The sequence below is a fragment of the Corynebacterium sp. LaCa_23 genome, from assembly GCF_058182375.1.
Genome location: NZ_CP190825.1, coordinates 1,307,978 through 1,322,654 on the forward strand (window position 1 = coordinate 1,307,978; position 14,677 = coordinate 1,322,654).

12 protein-coding genes and 1 pseudogene are annotated in these 14,677 nt (G+C 58.8%); 6 read left to right on the top strand and 7 right to left on the bottom strand.

Annotated features, from left to right (window positions below; all coding sequences use genetic code 11):
* Window positions 1-52 precede the first annotated feature (52 nt).
* Together ACP8IT_RS06370 and ACP8IT_RS06375 are read left to right on the top strand one after the other, a co-directional pair.
* A complete protein-coding gene (locus tag ACP8IT_RS06370) occupies window positions 53-793 on the top strand; it encodes a TVP38/TMEM64 family protein (protein WP_490289757.1) in 741 nt (246 codons plus the stop codon).
* Window positions 794-822: 29 nt separating this feature from the next.
* On the top strand, window positions 823-1,395 hold the full coding sequence (locus ACP8IT_RS06375) for a MarR family transcriptional regulator (RefSeq protein ID WP_237800822.1): 573 nt from the start codon (window positions 823-825) through the stop codon (window positions 1,393-1,395).
* Window positions 1,396-1,421: 26 nt separating this feature from the next.
* Here ACP8IT_RS06375 and ACP8IT_RS06380 read toward each other — a convergent pair whose 3' ends face one another.
* A complete protein-coding gene (locus ACP8IT_RS06380) occupies window positions 1,422-2,261 on the bottom strand; it encodes a DUF3097 domain-containing protein (RefSeq protein ID WP_023017483.1) in 840 nt (279 codons plus the stop codon).
* A 33-nt stretch (window positions 2,262-2,294) separates the two neighbouring features.
* Here ACP8IT_RS06380 and ACP8IT_RS06385 point away from each other — a divergent pair, with 33 nt between their 5' ends.
* Window positions 2,295-3,068 carry an Rv1486c family protein gene (locus ACP8IT_RS06385; RefSeq protein ID WP_284610218.1) on the top strand — a complete coding sequence of 258 codons (774 nt, stop codon included), beginning with the start codon at window positions 2,295-2,297 and terminating at the stop codon, window positions 3,066-3,068.
* A 19-nt stretch (window positions 3,069-3,087) separates the two neighbouring features.
* Here the strand turns inward: ACP8IT_RS06385 and ACP8IT_RS06390 are convergent, their stop codons facing one another.
* The 3 genes from ACP8IT_RS06390 to ACP8IT_RS06400 form a co-directional block, all read right to left on the bottom strand.
* Window positions 3,088-4,161 (bottom strand): ferrochelatase, encoded by a 1,074-nt coding sequence (locus tag ACP8IT_RS06390; protein ID WP_126319059.1) that lies wholly within the window; start codon window positions 4,159-4,161, stop codon window positions 3,088-3,090.
* A gap of 32 nt (window positions 4,162-4,193) precedes the next feature.
* Entirely contained in the window at window positions 4,194-5,549 is a 1,356-nt protein-coding gene (locus ACP8IT_RS06395) for an NlpC/P60 family protein (RefSeq protein ID WP_490289758.1), read from the bottom strand.
* Between the two features lie 1,681 nt (window positions 5,550-7,230).
* Entirely contained in the window at window positions 7,231-7,704 is a 474-nt protein-coding gene (locus tag ACP8IT_RS06400; protein WP_490289759.1) for an Rv1476 family membrane protein, read from the bottom strand.
* Window positions 7,705-8,078: 374 nt separating this feature from the next.
* Here ACP8IT_RS06400 and can point away from each other — a divergent pair, with 374 nt between their 5' ends.
* From can to ACP8IT_RS06415, 3 genes and pseudogenes are all read left to right on the top strand, one after another.
* On the top strand, window positions 8,079-10,895 hold the full coding sequence (can, locus tag ACP8IT_RS06405; protein ID WP_023017477.1) for an aconitate hydratase: 2,817 nt from the start codon (window positions 8,079-8,081) through the stop codon (window positions 10,893-10,895).
* A 194-nt stretch (window positions 10,896-11,089) separates the two neighbouring features.
* A complete protein-coding gene (locus ACP8IT_RS06410; RefSeq protein ID WP_005279159.1) occupies window positions 11,090-11,665 on the top strand; it encodes a TetR/AcrR family transcriptional regulator in 576 nt (191 codons plus the stop codon).
* A gap of 77 nt (window positions 11,666-11,742) precedes the next feature.
* Window positions 11,743-11,883, top strand: a pseudogene (locus tag ACP8IT_RS06415) (IS110 family transposase); the annotation flags it as partial.
* 204 nt (window positions 11,884-12,087) lie between these two features.
* Here ACP8IT_RS06415 and ACP8IT_RS06420 read toward each other — a convergent pair.
* Genes ACP8IT_RS06420 through ACP8IT_RS06430 form a run of 3 tightly spaced genes read right to left on the bottom strand, consistent with a single transcriptional unit; the run spans window position 12,088 to window position 14,671 of the window.
* Window positions 12,088-13,242 carry an ATP-binding cassette domain-containing protein gene (locus ACP8IT_RS06420; RefSeq protein ID WP_490289760.1) on the bottom strand — a complete coding sequence of 385 codons (1,155 nt, stop codon included), beginning with the start codon at window positions 13,240-13,242 and terminating at the stop codon, window positions 12,088-12,090.
* Window positions 13,233-13,925, bottom strand: a complete 693-nt coding sequence (locus ACP8IT_RS06425) for an energy-coupling factor transporter transmembrane component T family protein (protein ID WP_284631553.1) — start codon at window positions 13,923-13,925, stop codon at window positions 13,233-13,235. Before ACP8IT_RS06425 ends, ACP8IT_RS06420 begins: the two co-directional genes overlap by 10 nt.
* Window positions 13,925-14,671, bottom strand: coding sequence for an ECF transporter S component (locus tag ACP8IT_RS06430; RefSeq protein ID WP_490289761.1), 747 nt, complete (start codon window positions 14,669-14,671; stop codon window positions 13,925-13,927). The genes ACP8IT_RS06425 and ACP8IT_RS06430 overlap by 1 nt, the downstream gene beginning before the upstream one ends.
* Window positions 14,672-14,677 lie beyond the last annotated feature (6 nt).

Here is a 14,677-nt window from a genome sequence, read left to right on the forward strand (position 1 = left end):
TAAGTACTGCTCTTTTCTAAAAGCACGGCCGCGCCGACTACGATACGAACGCATGACCACTTTCCGGGATTGGATACGCAGCTTTGGTAGCTTCTCCGTTCAACTCGCCCACTCTGCGTGGGGCTCAGTCCGCGCGTGGTCACCGCGACGCTGGGCGCTTATCATCGCGCTCGCGCTTGCTGGAGTTGCGCTTTTTGTCTGGCTCGACATTCCCGATCTCTCCCAGATGCGGACGGCCGCTGCCCACCTGGGTGCGTGGTTTCCGGCTACCTTCACGCTAGGTTATGTCATATTTACGCAATTTCCCCTGCCTCGGACCATCTGGACGGTTGCAGCAGGCATCCTTTTCGGCCCCTGGCAGGGTCTTGCCATTTCGCTATTCGCGCTCACCATCTCGGCCGTATTATCGCTGCTGATTGTGCGCAGCCTGCTCGGAGAATGGATCAGGCCGCACCTTGCCCACCCCGCGGTTTATACCATCAATACCCACTTGGAGCGGCGCGGTTGGCTGGCCATCGCTTCCCTGCGCATGGTCGCGGGGGTGCCCTTTAGCCTCCTCAACTACGTCGCTGCGCTTACCCCCATCAGCGTTTCGCACTTTACGGTGGCTACGTTTGTGGGCTCGATTCCCACTACGGTCATCGGCGTCTTTTTCGGCGATGCGCTTACCGGTACGGCCAGCCCTGGGATCATCGCTGCCTTTATCGTCTTTGCCCTCGCCGGCATCGGCGGGCTTGTACTCGATTCGCGCCTGCCGACTCCCGTCCAGTCAAGGTTAAGCGGTAGACTGTAACGAACTGCTCGCAATAAAGGAGGATCCTCGTGCTCGCTGTCCATGCCCGCTACCGTGGGCGTTCCGTGCGCCGCGCTGAGCTCGTGCAGCGCTCGGCCGCCGCGCTATCCACCCTCGAGGGCGTCAGCGAGTTTCACGTCCTTGGCGTGGAGGATATTTGCGCCGTTGTCGATTCCGCCACCGCGGTGTGTGAGGTCGTCATGGCTTTGCTTGCCGATGGCGACTGGGCCATCGGCATCGGCATCAGCCCCGGCAACCAGGCAGACGAGGACAGCGCACGCCACGTGGCCACCGCGGCGCTGAAAAATTCCGCCCGCATGGGACAGGTCTACACCAAGCTCAATAAGCGCGGCCGTTCCGCGGAGGCAAGCGATATCGCTGCCGCCTTCGCGCTCATTGGATACGTGCTGAATAAGCGCACCATCGAGGGCCGCGAGGCAACCTCGCTGGTACGGGCGGGGCTCAATCAAAATGAGGCCGCGGAAGAATTGGGCATTTCCAAACAGGCGATGTCCCAAAGGCTACAGGCTGCGGGCTGGAGCGCCGAGATGGCCGGGTGGCAATTGGCGGTCAACCTCATTGAACGCGCCAATCTAGCCTAGGCCCAGAAAACTCGGCCCGCGGCGGCTTAGACAAGGTCTGATTTGTGCAGCTCCGGCGTGGTCACAAAATCCACCAGCCGCTCGACCGCCCCGATAAGGCTCGAGTCCAAATCCCGGAAAGAATGGACCGCGTTATAAACGTGGCGCCACCCATCGGAGGGATCAGACCATCCCACGCGGCGGCAAATCCCCGTTTTCCAATCTTCACCGCGCGGTACCTCCGGCCATGCTTGCAGGCCTACCCGTTGCGGTTTTACTGCCGCCCAAATATCCACAAAGGGATGGCCGGTGACTAGAACGTGTTCCCCCACTGACTCGGTCATTCGCGTTTCTTTCGACCCCTTGACCAGGTGGTCCGCGAGCACGCCGACCCGGCGGCCAGGGCCAGGCTGAAATTCGGCGAGCCTTTCTTCGAGGTTGTCCAAGCCTTCTAGGTATTCCACGACCACGCCTTCGACGCGCAGATCGTGCCCCCACACCTTTTCCACGATGGCGGCATCGTGGACGCCTTCGACCCAAATGCGCGATGGCGCTGCTACCTTGGCCTCTACGTTTTCTACCCGCCTAGAGCCCGAATTCGATTTGCGGGGTGCTTGCTTGGGCACGTACCTCGTCAGCGTCACCGGCTGACCTTCTACTAAGAATCCGCCTTTAATGAGGTTAAATACTCGCTCGACACCGTGGCGGTCCTCTAGCCGCACGACCTCACCAAAGACGGTCTTATCTACGCCTAAAACGGCGCCCACGAAATCATCACCGCGCACTTCTACCACCATGCCCGGCTCTGCCGGCACTTCTGGATACTGGGTGGGCTTGCTGCGTCGGTGCCCAGCAAAAATATCTCCGCCATAAGGATCTAAACTCATGGCCCGATAGTCTATCTACTACACTTGCTCGCCATGGATATGCGCGCCGAAGTGTGGTCCCCTCTCCAAAACTCCGCCATCTGGCTCGCTGCGTGGTTGTGGGGACATGAGACAACAGATGAGCTGCTCGATGCCCTGACGGAACTGGGCGGGCGCCCCGAATGCTTCGATGAATCCCCCTTCATCGATTTGCTCGCCCTGCTGCGCGCCGAAACGCAAGAGCTCACCTCTCAGCCAGGCGCGGGCGGGGAGCCCCTCCTCCGGCTTATTTTATCTGGCCCGGGTGAAGCGCCGACGCTTCCTGCGGGCTCAGAGTCTGCCCGTGCGGCCGCGCAAAGTTCAGCGGGCGCCATTGTGGTGCGCACCAATGATCCGGAAGCCTCGCTCGTTCTCATCCCCCATCCCCGCCGATCCCACACGGCATGGCAGGTGATCCGCGAGGATCAACCGCTGCCCTCGCCGGCCTGGCTAAGCCCCGGCGAGGCGGACGCATTGTTGACTAAGGCAACGGATGAATCCGCCGATCTCATTACGGCCAGCGGCTACCAGTCCACCGCTCTTAATAATCCCCGGCTCACGGTGGGGACCCTGAGCGATTTTTATGACACGCCCGGCCTGCCACCGGCCACCCCGCCCCGGGCCGCGAAGCTCTTTGCGCGCGCGGATCGCGTTGCCGCGATCATCGAAACCGTTACGGATAGGATCAACGATCACAGCCTCGACCCGGAGCTTCTCCGCCTGTGGCGCCATATCCGGCAGGCGCGGATGACGGGAGTGGCTTATTCAGCAGCGGAATTCGCTCGCTAGAGCGGGGCTCGCCGGCCCCTTAGTGGGCGCGGATATCGCAGCAGCCCGCAGCGCAGGGCGCGCCGTTGGTGGTACACCCCTGGACGGTGACATTCCCGCTGGTCTCCCACGGTTGCCTCTGCTCGAGTTCTTCCACCAGATCCACGATCATGGCCGCAAACCGCTGGGACGGGCCAGCGGTACGCGCGCGCTCTACCTGTACGCCCATTTCATCGGCGGCGGCTTGCAGCTCCGAATCCAAGTCCCAGATGACCTCCATGTGATCGGAGATAAAACCGATGGGGCACACCACGACGGCGTCTACCCCGTCGCGGTCATGGATTGCGGTGGTGTGGTCAACGATGTCAGGTTCTAGCCACGGCGTCTTTGGATTGCCGGAGCGCGATTGCCAGACCAAATCGTAATCCGAGATTCCGGCGCGCTCAGCCACCAAGCGGGAGGCTTCGGCTACTTGCCGGGAGTAGAGGTTCTTGTCTCCATCGGCGCCACCGACATTATCGTGTGCATTCGGCACGGAGTGCGCCGTAAACAGCATGCGCGCGCTGTCCATCTTCTCGGCGGGGATACGCTGCCAGGCCTCGGCGACGGCATCGACCATCTCCGCGATGAACTTGGGGTGATCATAAAATTGCCGAATCTTGGTGAACTCGATTTCTGGCAGCCCCTTATCTGCAAGGTGCTGGCGCATCGCCGCAATGTCCTCATCGTATTGCCGGCACGCGGAGTAACCGCCCCAAGCCGAGGTGGCAAAGACGGCCACGTTGCGGATCCCCTCTTCCGCCATTTTCTCTGCGGTAGCCGTACCAAAGGGGTGCCAGTTTCGGTTGCCGAAATAAACCGGTAGATTATGTCCGCGTTTTTTCAGCTCGCCTTCGACGTTATGGATAATTTCCCGATTCAACCCGTTGATCGGGCTTACCCCATCAAAGTGGTAATAGTGCTTGCCCACTACTTCTAAGCGCTCGCGAGGAATGCCTCTCCCCCGCGTAACGTTCTCTAAAAACGGAACGACCTCCTCGTTTCCTTCCGGGCCACCGAAAGAAAGAACGAGGAGGGCGTCGAATTTTTGGGCAGGATGCTGTGCGTCAGTCATGCCCTAAATAGTAGCAACCACAAGGGTAAGAATTAGAGAAGGCGCACGACATCCGGGGTCGCACCAGCCCAGCGCACAGGGGAGACCTGTACATTCTGTCCAGACTGTGGGGCCTCAATCATTTGGTCATTGCCCAAGTAGATCGCCACGTGCTGGCTGCCGCCGGCACCGTAGAAGATGAGGTCGCCGCGTTGCATGTTATCGCGGGAGACCTTATTGCCCATTTGGTACTGCGCACCAGAATAGTGTGGAAGATCCAGGCCGGCTGCGGCGAACGCGTACTTAGTCAATCCAGAGCAATCAAAGCCGGTGCGGCCGTAGTCGCCAAAGCTATCGGCAATGCCGCCGTCCCGGAGGCCACCGGTGGGGCCATTATTGTCGCCGCCGCCCCACACGTATGGGGTTCCGACAACAGATTCTGCGCGAGCGATGACCGCTTCAATCTGGCTGCTGTTGCCCGGGGCAGCGCTGGATGGGGCACCTGGCCCCTGACTGAGGGCGGAAGGGTCGGTGCTTGCCGATGGCGCCGTATCCGGGCTGCCAATCCCCAACAGGTCCGCGGATCCCGCCGTCAGCGCCCGCACATCGTCCTGATCGACGGCTGCGGCGAGCTCGCCGGCAATATCCATAACGTCCGATGCCGAGGATCCGGTGCCGTAGTCTACCGTATTAAAAGACGGGGTTGCCCCCTGGTTAAGCGCGGTGCCGAACTCTGCCTTCGGGGTAGTCGGGTGAGCCTGCCCCTCTACAGCGGCGCCATCGTTGGCCGCCTCAGGTAGTGGAGATTCATCCGGAACGATTTCGTCGGTAAAGCCTTCACCCTTGTCGTTATTCAAGTCTTCGGCCTTGACGGGATCAGCGGCAAGCGCATCCGCATCTACCTTAAAATCAAGATTATTATCTTGATTTTGCGCACTTGGAAGGTCGCCCTGGTGGGTCACTTCCCGTGACTGCTGCTGGTACGCAAAAGAGGCCTCGGCGAAGTTGCGCGTGGCATTCATTTGCGCTTCCCGCTGGGCCAAGTTGCGGCGGTGCTCGACCAATGCCGACTCAGCTGCGCGCTTCTCGGCATACGCCTGGTCAAGTTCTGCCGCATCGTCTGCAACCTCCGGATCGGCCGAAAGCTCGGCGATGCGGTCCGTCGCGGCCGCCGCTTGTTCCTCTGCCTGGTCGAGCAGCTGCCGTAGCTGATCTACTTCCCGCTGCTGAGTATCAACATTGGATACAGCGCGGGCGATGGAGGCATCGGCATCGGCCTGGGCGGGATCGGGGTACTCTTCTGCTCCCGCGGGAGCGACGGCGGTCAGGGGTGCTAGCGCTGCGGTACCTGCGACTGCAGCAATGATTGCGCGAACGTGCCGAATGCGCGGTAAACGAATGGTGGCCACTGGAATTCTCCTTGTTGGACCACCTTCCTTTTTAAGATTGGGACACAATGAGCCGTAAATGGACATAGGAATGCCCGAGCCCCTTAGCTTGCGCATTTCGCACAGCAGCAAGCCCTGAGTCTTTAGTGGAATATTCCACATCCGATTGCTACCTACCCGGAGGATTCTGGGTAGGCGTCATCGCCCTGGCAGCACTCGGCTCCAGGAGGTAAACGGAACATGTGCCCGAAAATCTAGAGACTTCACCTAGGGAGTGCGCATGTCTAAAGCCCTATACACTGATGCTTAACTGTGCTGCCTCACGGCTCAATGCCCATCACTCGCTACTATTTCCCCATACCAGCGACGTATATGGTGCACTTCTCCCACGTGTCTTACGCGGTTTATTGTGAGCGTGAGCGCCCTAGCCTTGCGGGAAGCATCTATGCTCCCATCGCAGTGCCAATCCGGGAGATCCGGGATTGGCGCATCTTCATCGAGCTTCGCTTATGGCGTGCGGTGAGTTTGGGTGGCTGACAGAGTCCAGGCCCCCTCGCACGCTGCGCTTGGCATAGTGAGAACTGCCCTATGATCCTTGGCTCAACTCGCCGCGGCGCAGTGAAAGTACAGCTCCAAATCTGAGCTCATCCGTGCGAGGGCAAGCGGCCACAAACCATGAACAGGCCACACGATGCTGGCCCTAGTGTGATTTCGGTTCCCTCTTTCTCTCATTCTGCGCGTACCCGACTGCGCTCCTCCGCGAACCTTGCGACTGGGTCCCGCTTCTCCGGGAATCCAACGTTGAAGGGTTCAGGGAGAACCACATCCGCATACCCACACGATGGAGCTCTAGCGAACTCGTCTCACCACTTTTAAGGAAGGTGGGTTGATGTTTATTTTTTCGAACATTGTCATCGCTCAAGTGAAAAGTTTTTCTGCCCTCCCGTTCGAGAGGTCCCTCGTGGTTCATTGACTTCCAAGTACCGCCAATTCCTCGATTCCCGCGAGGCGTGCTTCCCCACATACCCGTGTGAATCTTCAATTGACCGTCAAGGCTAAGCCCATGAACTCAAGAAGATATTCATGTCCCTTGAGTCGACACTCGAACCATACGTCACGACACGCCCTTTTCGCACACATTCCACTTAATTACGTGGAGTCAAGTTAAACCACATGACACAACAGGCGTACCTAACCTGCAATGATTTTGTTACCATCCCGTTATTGTGATGTTCATCACTTCAATTTCTAGATTTCACGACCCTCCCAGCCATAGGTGTGGCCAAAATCAGGGCCGATTCACCGCTCGAGAACCACTCCCCCGGCCGAAGTCAACCACTAAGCCTTTACTTCGACCCCTCCCCCGCTCCCCTGGCCTCCTTTAGGCGTGTGGAGTTTTCTTCATTCGCGGGCGCCCGGTGCCACCCGGCGGAGGCCTATAGATGCCCCAACTACGACGCCGCCGCTTGACGATCATTTTCCATAAATCTCGGTGCGGCTTCTCCACGCCTTTCGGTGCGACGGGCCACGGGAACTCACTCACCCTTGAAGCTTCGGGCCCGCATCGGCGGAAGATTTTGGGCCGCACTGGAGGCTCAAAGAACGGAAAATGTCCACTATTTTTTCGAACAAACGTATTCGGAAGCTGGCTAGTTTTAAGGCCGCTTTTCTTCCTACTCCTGCCTCCCCTGAGGGGTGCTACTTACCCTCGCGTCTCGCGATGCTGGGAGGCGCGCCGGTAACTTAGGCCGCCAAAAACTAGGGCGAGAATTAAGACGGCGGCGACGATCGCGATCATCGGAAAGCTGCTATGCTCAAGCCCCGCGTAGTACCGCTCTAGGATATCGACCTGATTGAGCCCCGGCGTTAACTGAGCTTGGGTGGATTCAATATCCGCGCGGCTATAGTTCTCGCTGACCGAGGAAACATGGCGTGGGGTCTGCACGATGACGGTCTGCAGATCCGTAGCGTCATAAAGCTCTTGTGCAATATCGCGCACGTCCGCAGCCTTGGAGACAAAAACATCAACGACAGCGAGCCCGTCACCCTCACGCAGTTGTTCGGCGACGTGTTCATTCAGCTGAGCATCCGATTCCAAGGAGGGGGCGGAGTAGGCCACGCCGTCCTGCTTGAGCTGCTGAGCTAGCTGCGGGATGTCCACTTCATGTGGAACCATTCAATCCCCTTCCCTCTTCTTTCCTATTACAGGGGCTTGCGCACCCGAGATCGGGGGTTGTGCACTGCGCTTGTGCCTGGGCCAATCTTTTCTAAAGATAAAGGTTACCGCGGCCGTTCGCGCAGTTAACGCGCCGAGAGCCGCCAATAACTTTAAACAGAACGCTTGTCCCGTTACAATGAGAGCAACGGAAGGTTTTTACCTCTACAATAAATAGGTGAACCATCGCGTTCTTTGCCGTCTTTGGCACTGCGGGCCCCATGGCTTCGTCGCAACCATCAATTGGTCGCACGCCTTTTGCTTATCCCGCAACTCCAGCAGGCGGCGAGTACAAAACAGAACACACTGTTTATCAACAAGGAATGGAGCTCCCTGTGACTGAAAGCTTGAACTCCTTCGACGCCAAGAAGACCCTTGATGTCAACGGTAAGTCTTACGACTACTTCGACATCAACACGGTTCCTGGCATGGAGAAGTTGCCGTACTCCCTCAAGGTGCTGGCAGAAAACCTGCTGCGCAATGAGGACGGCAAGAATGTAAACGAGGACCACATCAAGGCCCTTGCCAATTGGGACCCAAAGTCCGAACCGGATACTGAAATCCAGTTCACCCCGGCCCGCGTCCTCATGCAGGACTTCACCGGCGTTCCCTGTGTCGTCGACCTCGCAACCATGCGTGAGGCTGTGTCCGCTCTTGGCGGCACGCCAGACCAGGTGAACCCGCTGAACCCTGCCGAGATGGTTATTGACCACTCCGTTATCGTTGAGGCCTTTGGTTCCACCGACGCTCTTGAGAAGAACGTCGAAATCGAGTACCAGCGCAACGAAGAGCGCTACCAGTTCCTGCGTTGGGGTGCTGAGAACTTCTCCAACTTCCGCGTTGTTCCTCCGGGAACCGGTATTGTCCACCAGGTCAACATCGAGTACCTGTCCCGCGTTGTCTTTGACAACGAGGGCTTGGCATACCCAGATACCTGTATCGGTACTGACTCCCACACCACCATGGAAAACGGCCTGGGCATCCTAGGCTGGGGCGTCGGCGGCATCGAGGCAGAGGCTGCCATGCTCGGCCAGCCGGTATCGATGCTCATCCCGAAGGTCGTCGGCTTCAAGCTGACCGGCGAAATCCCGACCGGCGTTACCGCAACCGACGTCGTCTTGACCATTACGGAGATGCTGCGTGAGCACGGCGTTGTCCAGAAGTTCGTAGAGTTCTATGGCAACGGCGTTAAGTCCGTCCCGCTGGCTAACCGCGCCACCATCGGCAACATGTCGCCTGAATTCGGTTCCACCGCGGCCATCTTCCCCATCGACGAAGAGACCACCAAGTACCTCGAGCTCACCGGTCGCCCGCAAGAGCAGATCGACCGCGTGGAACAGTACGCCAAGGCCCAGGGCATGTGGCTGGCAGAGGACACTCCGGAGCCGGAGTACTCCGAGTACATCGAACTCGACCTGTCCACCGTTGAGCCGTCCATCGCCGGCCCGAAGCGCCCGCAGGACCGCATCCTTCTTTCGGAGGCCAAGGAGCAGTTCCGTAAGGATCTGTCCAACTACACCACCGACGAAGTATGCGTCGACGACTCCTCCGTTGAGGCTAAGCGCATGTCCGGTGAGGGCGGCGCGCCTGGCGATGATGATGTCACCGGTGGCTTGAACAAGTCTCGCGAGGGCCACGGCGAATCCGCCGCGGTTGGTGCTAAGGGACGTCACTCCAACCCGATCACCGTTGAACCTGACAACGGCGGCGAGTACACCCTTGACCACGGCATGGTGGCCATTGCCTCCATCACCTCGTGCACCAACACCTCTAACCCATCCGTCATGGTGGGTGCTGGTCTGATTGCGCGTAAGGCCGCTGAAAAGGGCTTGCGCTCCAAGCCATGGGTCAAGACCATTTGTGCGCCTGGTTCCCAGGTTGTCGATGGCTACTTCCAGCGTGCAGACCTCTGGAAGGACCTCGAGGCTATGGGCTTCTACCTGTCCGGCTTCGGCTGTACCACCTGCATTGGTAACTCCGGCCCGCTGCCAGAGGAAGTTTCTGCAGCCATCAACGAGAACGACTTGGCAGCTACCGCAGTTCTGTCCGGTAACCGCAACTTCGAGGGTCGTATCTCCCCGGACGTCAAGATGAACTACTTGGCATCCCCAATCATGGTTATCGCTTACGCTATTGCCGGCACCATGGACTTCGACTTTGACAACCAGCCGCTGGGTCAGGACGAAGACGGCAACGATGTCTTCCTGAAGGACATCTGGCCTACCCCGCAGGAGATCGAGGACACCATCCAGTCCGCCATCTCCCGCGAGATGTACGAGGCCGACTACGCTGACGTCTTCAAGGGCGACGATGCATGGCGCAACTTGGATGTTCCAGAGGGCGAGACCTTCGAGTGGGATGAGGACTCCACCTACATCCGCAAGGCTCCGTACTTCGAGGGCATGCCGACCGAACCGGACCCAGTTGAGGACATCAAGGGCGCTCGCGTTCTTGCGAAGCTGGGCGATTCCGTCACCACCGACCACATCTCCCCTGCTTCTGCCATCAAGCCGGGCACCCCAGCCGCGCAGTACCTGGATGAGAACGGCGTGTCCCGCTCTGACTACAACTCCTTGGGTTCCCGCCGCGGTAACCACGAGGTCATGATGCGCGGTACCTTCGCCAACATCCGCCTGGCTAACCAGCTGGTGGATGAGACCGGTGGTTACACCCGCGACTTCACCCAAGAGGGAGCACCGCAGGCATACATCTACGATGCATGCGAGAACTACAAGGAAGCCGGCATCCCACTGGTCGTTATCGCTGGTAAGGAATACGGCACCGGTTCTTCCCGTGACTGGGCTGCAAAGGGCACCAACCTCCTGGGTGTTAAGGCAGTCATCACCGAGTCCTTCGAGCGCATCCACCGCTCGAACCTCATCGGTATGGGCGTTATCCCGCTGCAGTTCCCTGAGGGCGAGTCCCACGAGTCCCTGGGTCTGGACGGCACGGAGACCTTCGACATCGAAGGCATCACCGGATTCAACGACGGCTCCATCCCGAAGACCGTTCACGTCACCGCTACCAAGCAGGACTCCGACGACGCCGTCGAGTTCGACGCTAACGTACGTATCGACACCCCGGGTGAGGCAGAGTACTTCCGCCACGGCGGCATCCTGCAGTACGTGCTGCGCCAGATGGTGAAGAACTAAGCCATTTGATGCGACGACAAAGTACTAAGTCCCTTGGGCTTAGTACTCGTCGCTGAGCTTGAAGACGCGGGGTCGCACCGCTCTCTCCCGTAGAGGGCTCTGCGGCCCCGCGTTTCTTCGTTGTCGTTCTATGTTCGTTTTAGAACATACTTAACTTGAAGCATTAAACATTCCTAAAAGGAGACGACCTCACCATGCCAATCGTGAGTGAATCTGAGTTAAATCGGCGCAGGCACGAAATTCTCGTCGGAGCTCGCCGGTGCTTTGCCGAACATGGCTATGAGGGCGCGACTGTCCGCCTCTTAGAACAAGCCACGGGGAAATCACGCGGCGCCATATTCCACCACTTTGGGGACAAGGAGTCCTTATTCCTCTCTTTAGCCCGCGAGGATGCCGCACGCCAGGCAGAAGTAGTGGCCAATAACGGCCTCGTCGAGGTTATGCGGGAGATGTTGCGTCACCCAGAACGCCACGATTGGCTTGCCACGCGTCTGGAGATCACTTCCCTCTTGCGCACGGACCCATCGTTTGCTGCTCGGTGGAAAGAACACCAGTCCATTCGTGACGAGGCTATCCGCGCCCGCCTCGCTTCCAACGCGGAACAAGGCCGTCTGCGAGACGATGTCGATATAGATACCCTGGTGTGCTATTTGGAAACCTTCATGGATGGGTTCATTAATAGGCTCGCCTTAGGGGATACGGATGGCCTAGAGCGTGTCCTCGATCTGGTGGAGCAATCCATTCGGAGTTCTAGGTCTCCACAGCGCTAACCGAGCCCATTACGTTGCTCTTGGGGCCTGACCCCGGAAAGTGGACACGTCGGGGGTTAGGCCCGCAATTCTTTGAACGAAAGTGCAAGGAAGGCAAGCGTCACAACGCCGCAGTCGTAGCACTCGCCCGCAGACGAATCAACGTCCTCTACGCCATGATGCGCAACCACGAATATTACCGCGATCCCGCCCCAGCAAAGGAAGCCGCAGCAGCCTAACCTCTAACAACGAAACAAGCCGACTGGAAACCCCCAGTCGGCTACCAGTCGCGCGCAAAACAACACACCTAAAAATCCCGAGTTGAGGATCCGCCCCAATCAACCTCACCCGCGAGATTGACAAACTATATAGGAACACCCCCCACCTTCGTCACTCCGCTTTTCTCACTGGGAGGCGAAGGCGCCAGCTGAACGCGGACTTGGTTAGTCGGTGCTCTCTGCCAAGCCACCGGTATTGGAAAGTTCTACTTCCTGGACGCTGACATACTGCGCGATCTCTGCGACGAACCCTGGATCATGGCACGTAAGGACGATTGCCGTTCCTGATTCCAGCGCCCTATGAATCAGTTGATGCATGAGTGCCCGATCCGTTAGCGAAAGCAAGCTATCGGGCTCATCCATGAGCAAGATGGCGTGGCCCATCCCCACCACATGTGCAGTTTGGGCAAGCCTCAGCCGGGAAGCGGATAGATCCAATGGGTGCTCATCGGCGTCAAGCTCTAGCAACTCCCTCAACGCGTCACTGGGAACAAAGTCACCCAAGGTGGAATATATTACCTGGTCATAAGGAGATTGTAGGACCAATCCCAGAGGCTCTGCTGGGCGCTGTGCCCCATCAAGGCCGGCGGCGGTGCGCAGGAGCGACGTTTTTCCGGTTCCGTTTGCCCCGCGCAACCAGGTCACGCCCCCGCCGCGAATGGGGATGGTTACCGGTCCGACGCTAAAGGTATTGCCGGAAGGCTTCGCCGATTGCCACCAGCGCTTCTTTTCTTGTCCGCGGCGCGCAGTAAGCGGCCCGAGGTATTCTTGCGCCCCATAATCCGAAATCGATTGCAGGTGTATAGCGGCAGGTTGTGGGATCTCTCCTACGACTTCCCCGCCCAATTCGGGCCAGTGCATGGATGACACGGCAAGAACGCAGGTATTGCGCAGCGAATGCAATAGCTGCACCATCATCGCCGACGATGTGGGGTCAAGCCCCGCGCTCGGCTCGCACATAATGAGCACCTCGGGTTCGCGGATGGCGACGCATGCAGCGGCGAGCCTCCGCGTCTGACCGCCAGAAAGCTGGGTGGGGTTTTTCTCCGCGTAATCGCTAAGCCCCACCGCCGCAAGCATTTCCTCTCCCCGCATCTGCATGCGGGCTGGGTCCTCACCTTGGTTTTCTAATCCTAGGACCACTTCTTCGATGCAGGTATCGCGCAAATAGCTCATCTGCGCGGAGGAGTCAGTACCGATGATGGCAGACGTAGAGAATTTTTCGCCCAGCTCTTGCGCCACGTTTTCGGCGATGGCATCCGAAGGAACAAGTACTTGGACGACGGTACCTTTACTCGGCTGAATATCGTCTATATCCATACAAAGACCATGACTCCTATGGTTCCCAGAGGAACGATGTAGCGCAGCACGCGGGACAAGTTTGAATCCGGCACCGGCCGCAAAAGGGTCCTGGTCCCCTCTTCATCAAAGCCCACGGCGGCAAGGGCGTGGCCGCGCTCGGTGCCTTGGATCAGGAGGCACGAAATTACTGGGATGACCACCCGGGAAATGGTATTGCGCCACGTCACCTTGATTCCCGCCAGCTGGTTGGCATCGCGGACGGTCCGCCAGGCTTGCGCACCTTGCGGTAAGGACTGCAATGATGCACCAACGATGTAGGCGATTTTGTGCCCCGCGCGCGAGACTTGTAGCCATTTCGCAATATCGGAGATTCGCAGTACGGACATCGCCACGATGAAGCACACCATGAGTGCGAAAAAGCGCAGGGCTAGTGTGGCGGCGATGAGCAGGCCATCGCTTGTGACGAGCGGAATCAGTTGGTTATCGCCATAGGGGGCGTGGATCACCAACATCGATAAGGCCACCGGAACACAGAGCGCTGCAGAGGCCAAGACGATCGCAAGGGATCTCGTGGCCCACACGCCATAGGCAAGCATTGCGCCAGCTACCACTGCAGAGGCTAGTGGGCTATTGACAGCAAGGATAAGTAGCCAACCGCACGCAGCAATGGTAAGGACCGTCGACGGGTGAAGGCGATACATTAGCGAGGCTGCAAGGATTCCCGGGTGCGCTTAGGCAAGGATTTCACGGCAGCCCACACGATGAGGAAGACGACTGCCTTATCCAGTGGGTCGGAGATAAGTGATTGCATCGTAACGGACGCAATCAAGGAGTTGCCGAGTTCGCGGAAGAGGGACGTGAGCGCGCCGGTACCGACACCAGCCGTACCGCCGTAGACGAACGCGGCCACGGGTGCGGCGAGCATGCCGCAGATGATGCCGATGATGGCACCGCTGACGATGACCTTCCAGATCTTAGTGAACGCGCCCTTTTGGATGGCCCAGCCAGAAAGGAAGCCGGTAGCCGCGGAAACGGCAGCGAATGGGAGTGCCATCGGGTTGAGCAATCCCCAGACCACTGAAGACAGCGTACCGGTAGCAAGCCCGGCAATGGGGCCTGCCAGTGCCGCCACCAGGATGGTTCCCACGGAGTCAATATACAGCGGAATGCCACTCGACCCAATGATTTGGCCCACCACGATGTTGAGGACCAAGGCGATAGGAATGATGGCGATGGTGCGCGCCGGCAGGGATGGCACGGTGCCGGCGAGCAGCAAGGCCGCACCGATGAGGTAGCCGGTCAGGGTGATCAAGGCTTCGGCGGAGCCCGCTACGGACTCCCAATCAGTTGGGCGGAAAAGCACCAAGTAGATCCAGGTGGCGACGACGAGCGCGGCACCCGCGATGACCATCCCCCGGCGGGCAGGGGTAAGAGAAAGCTGAGGCATAGAGGT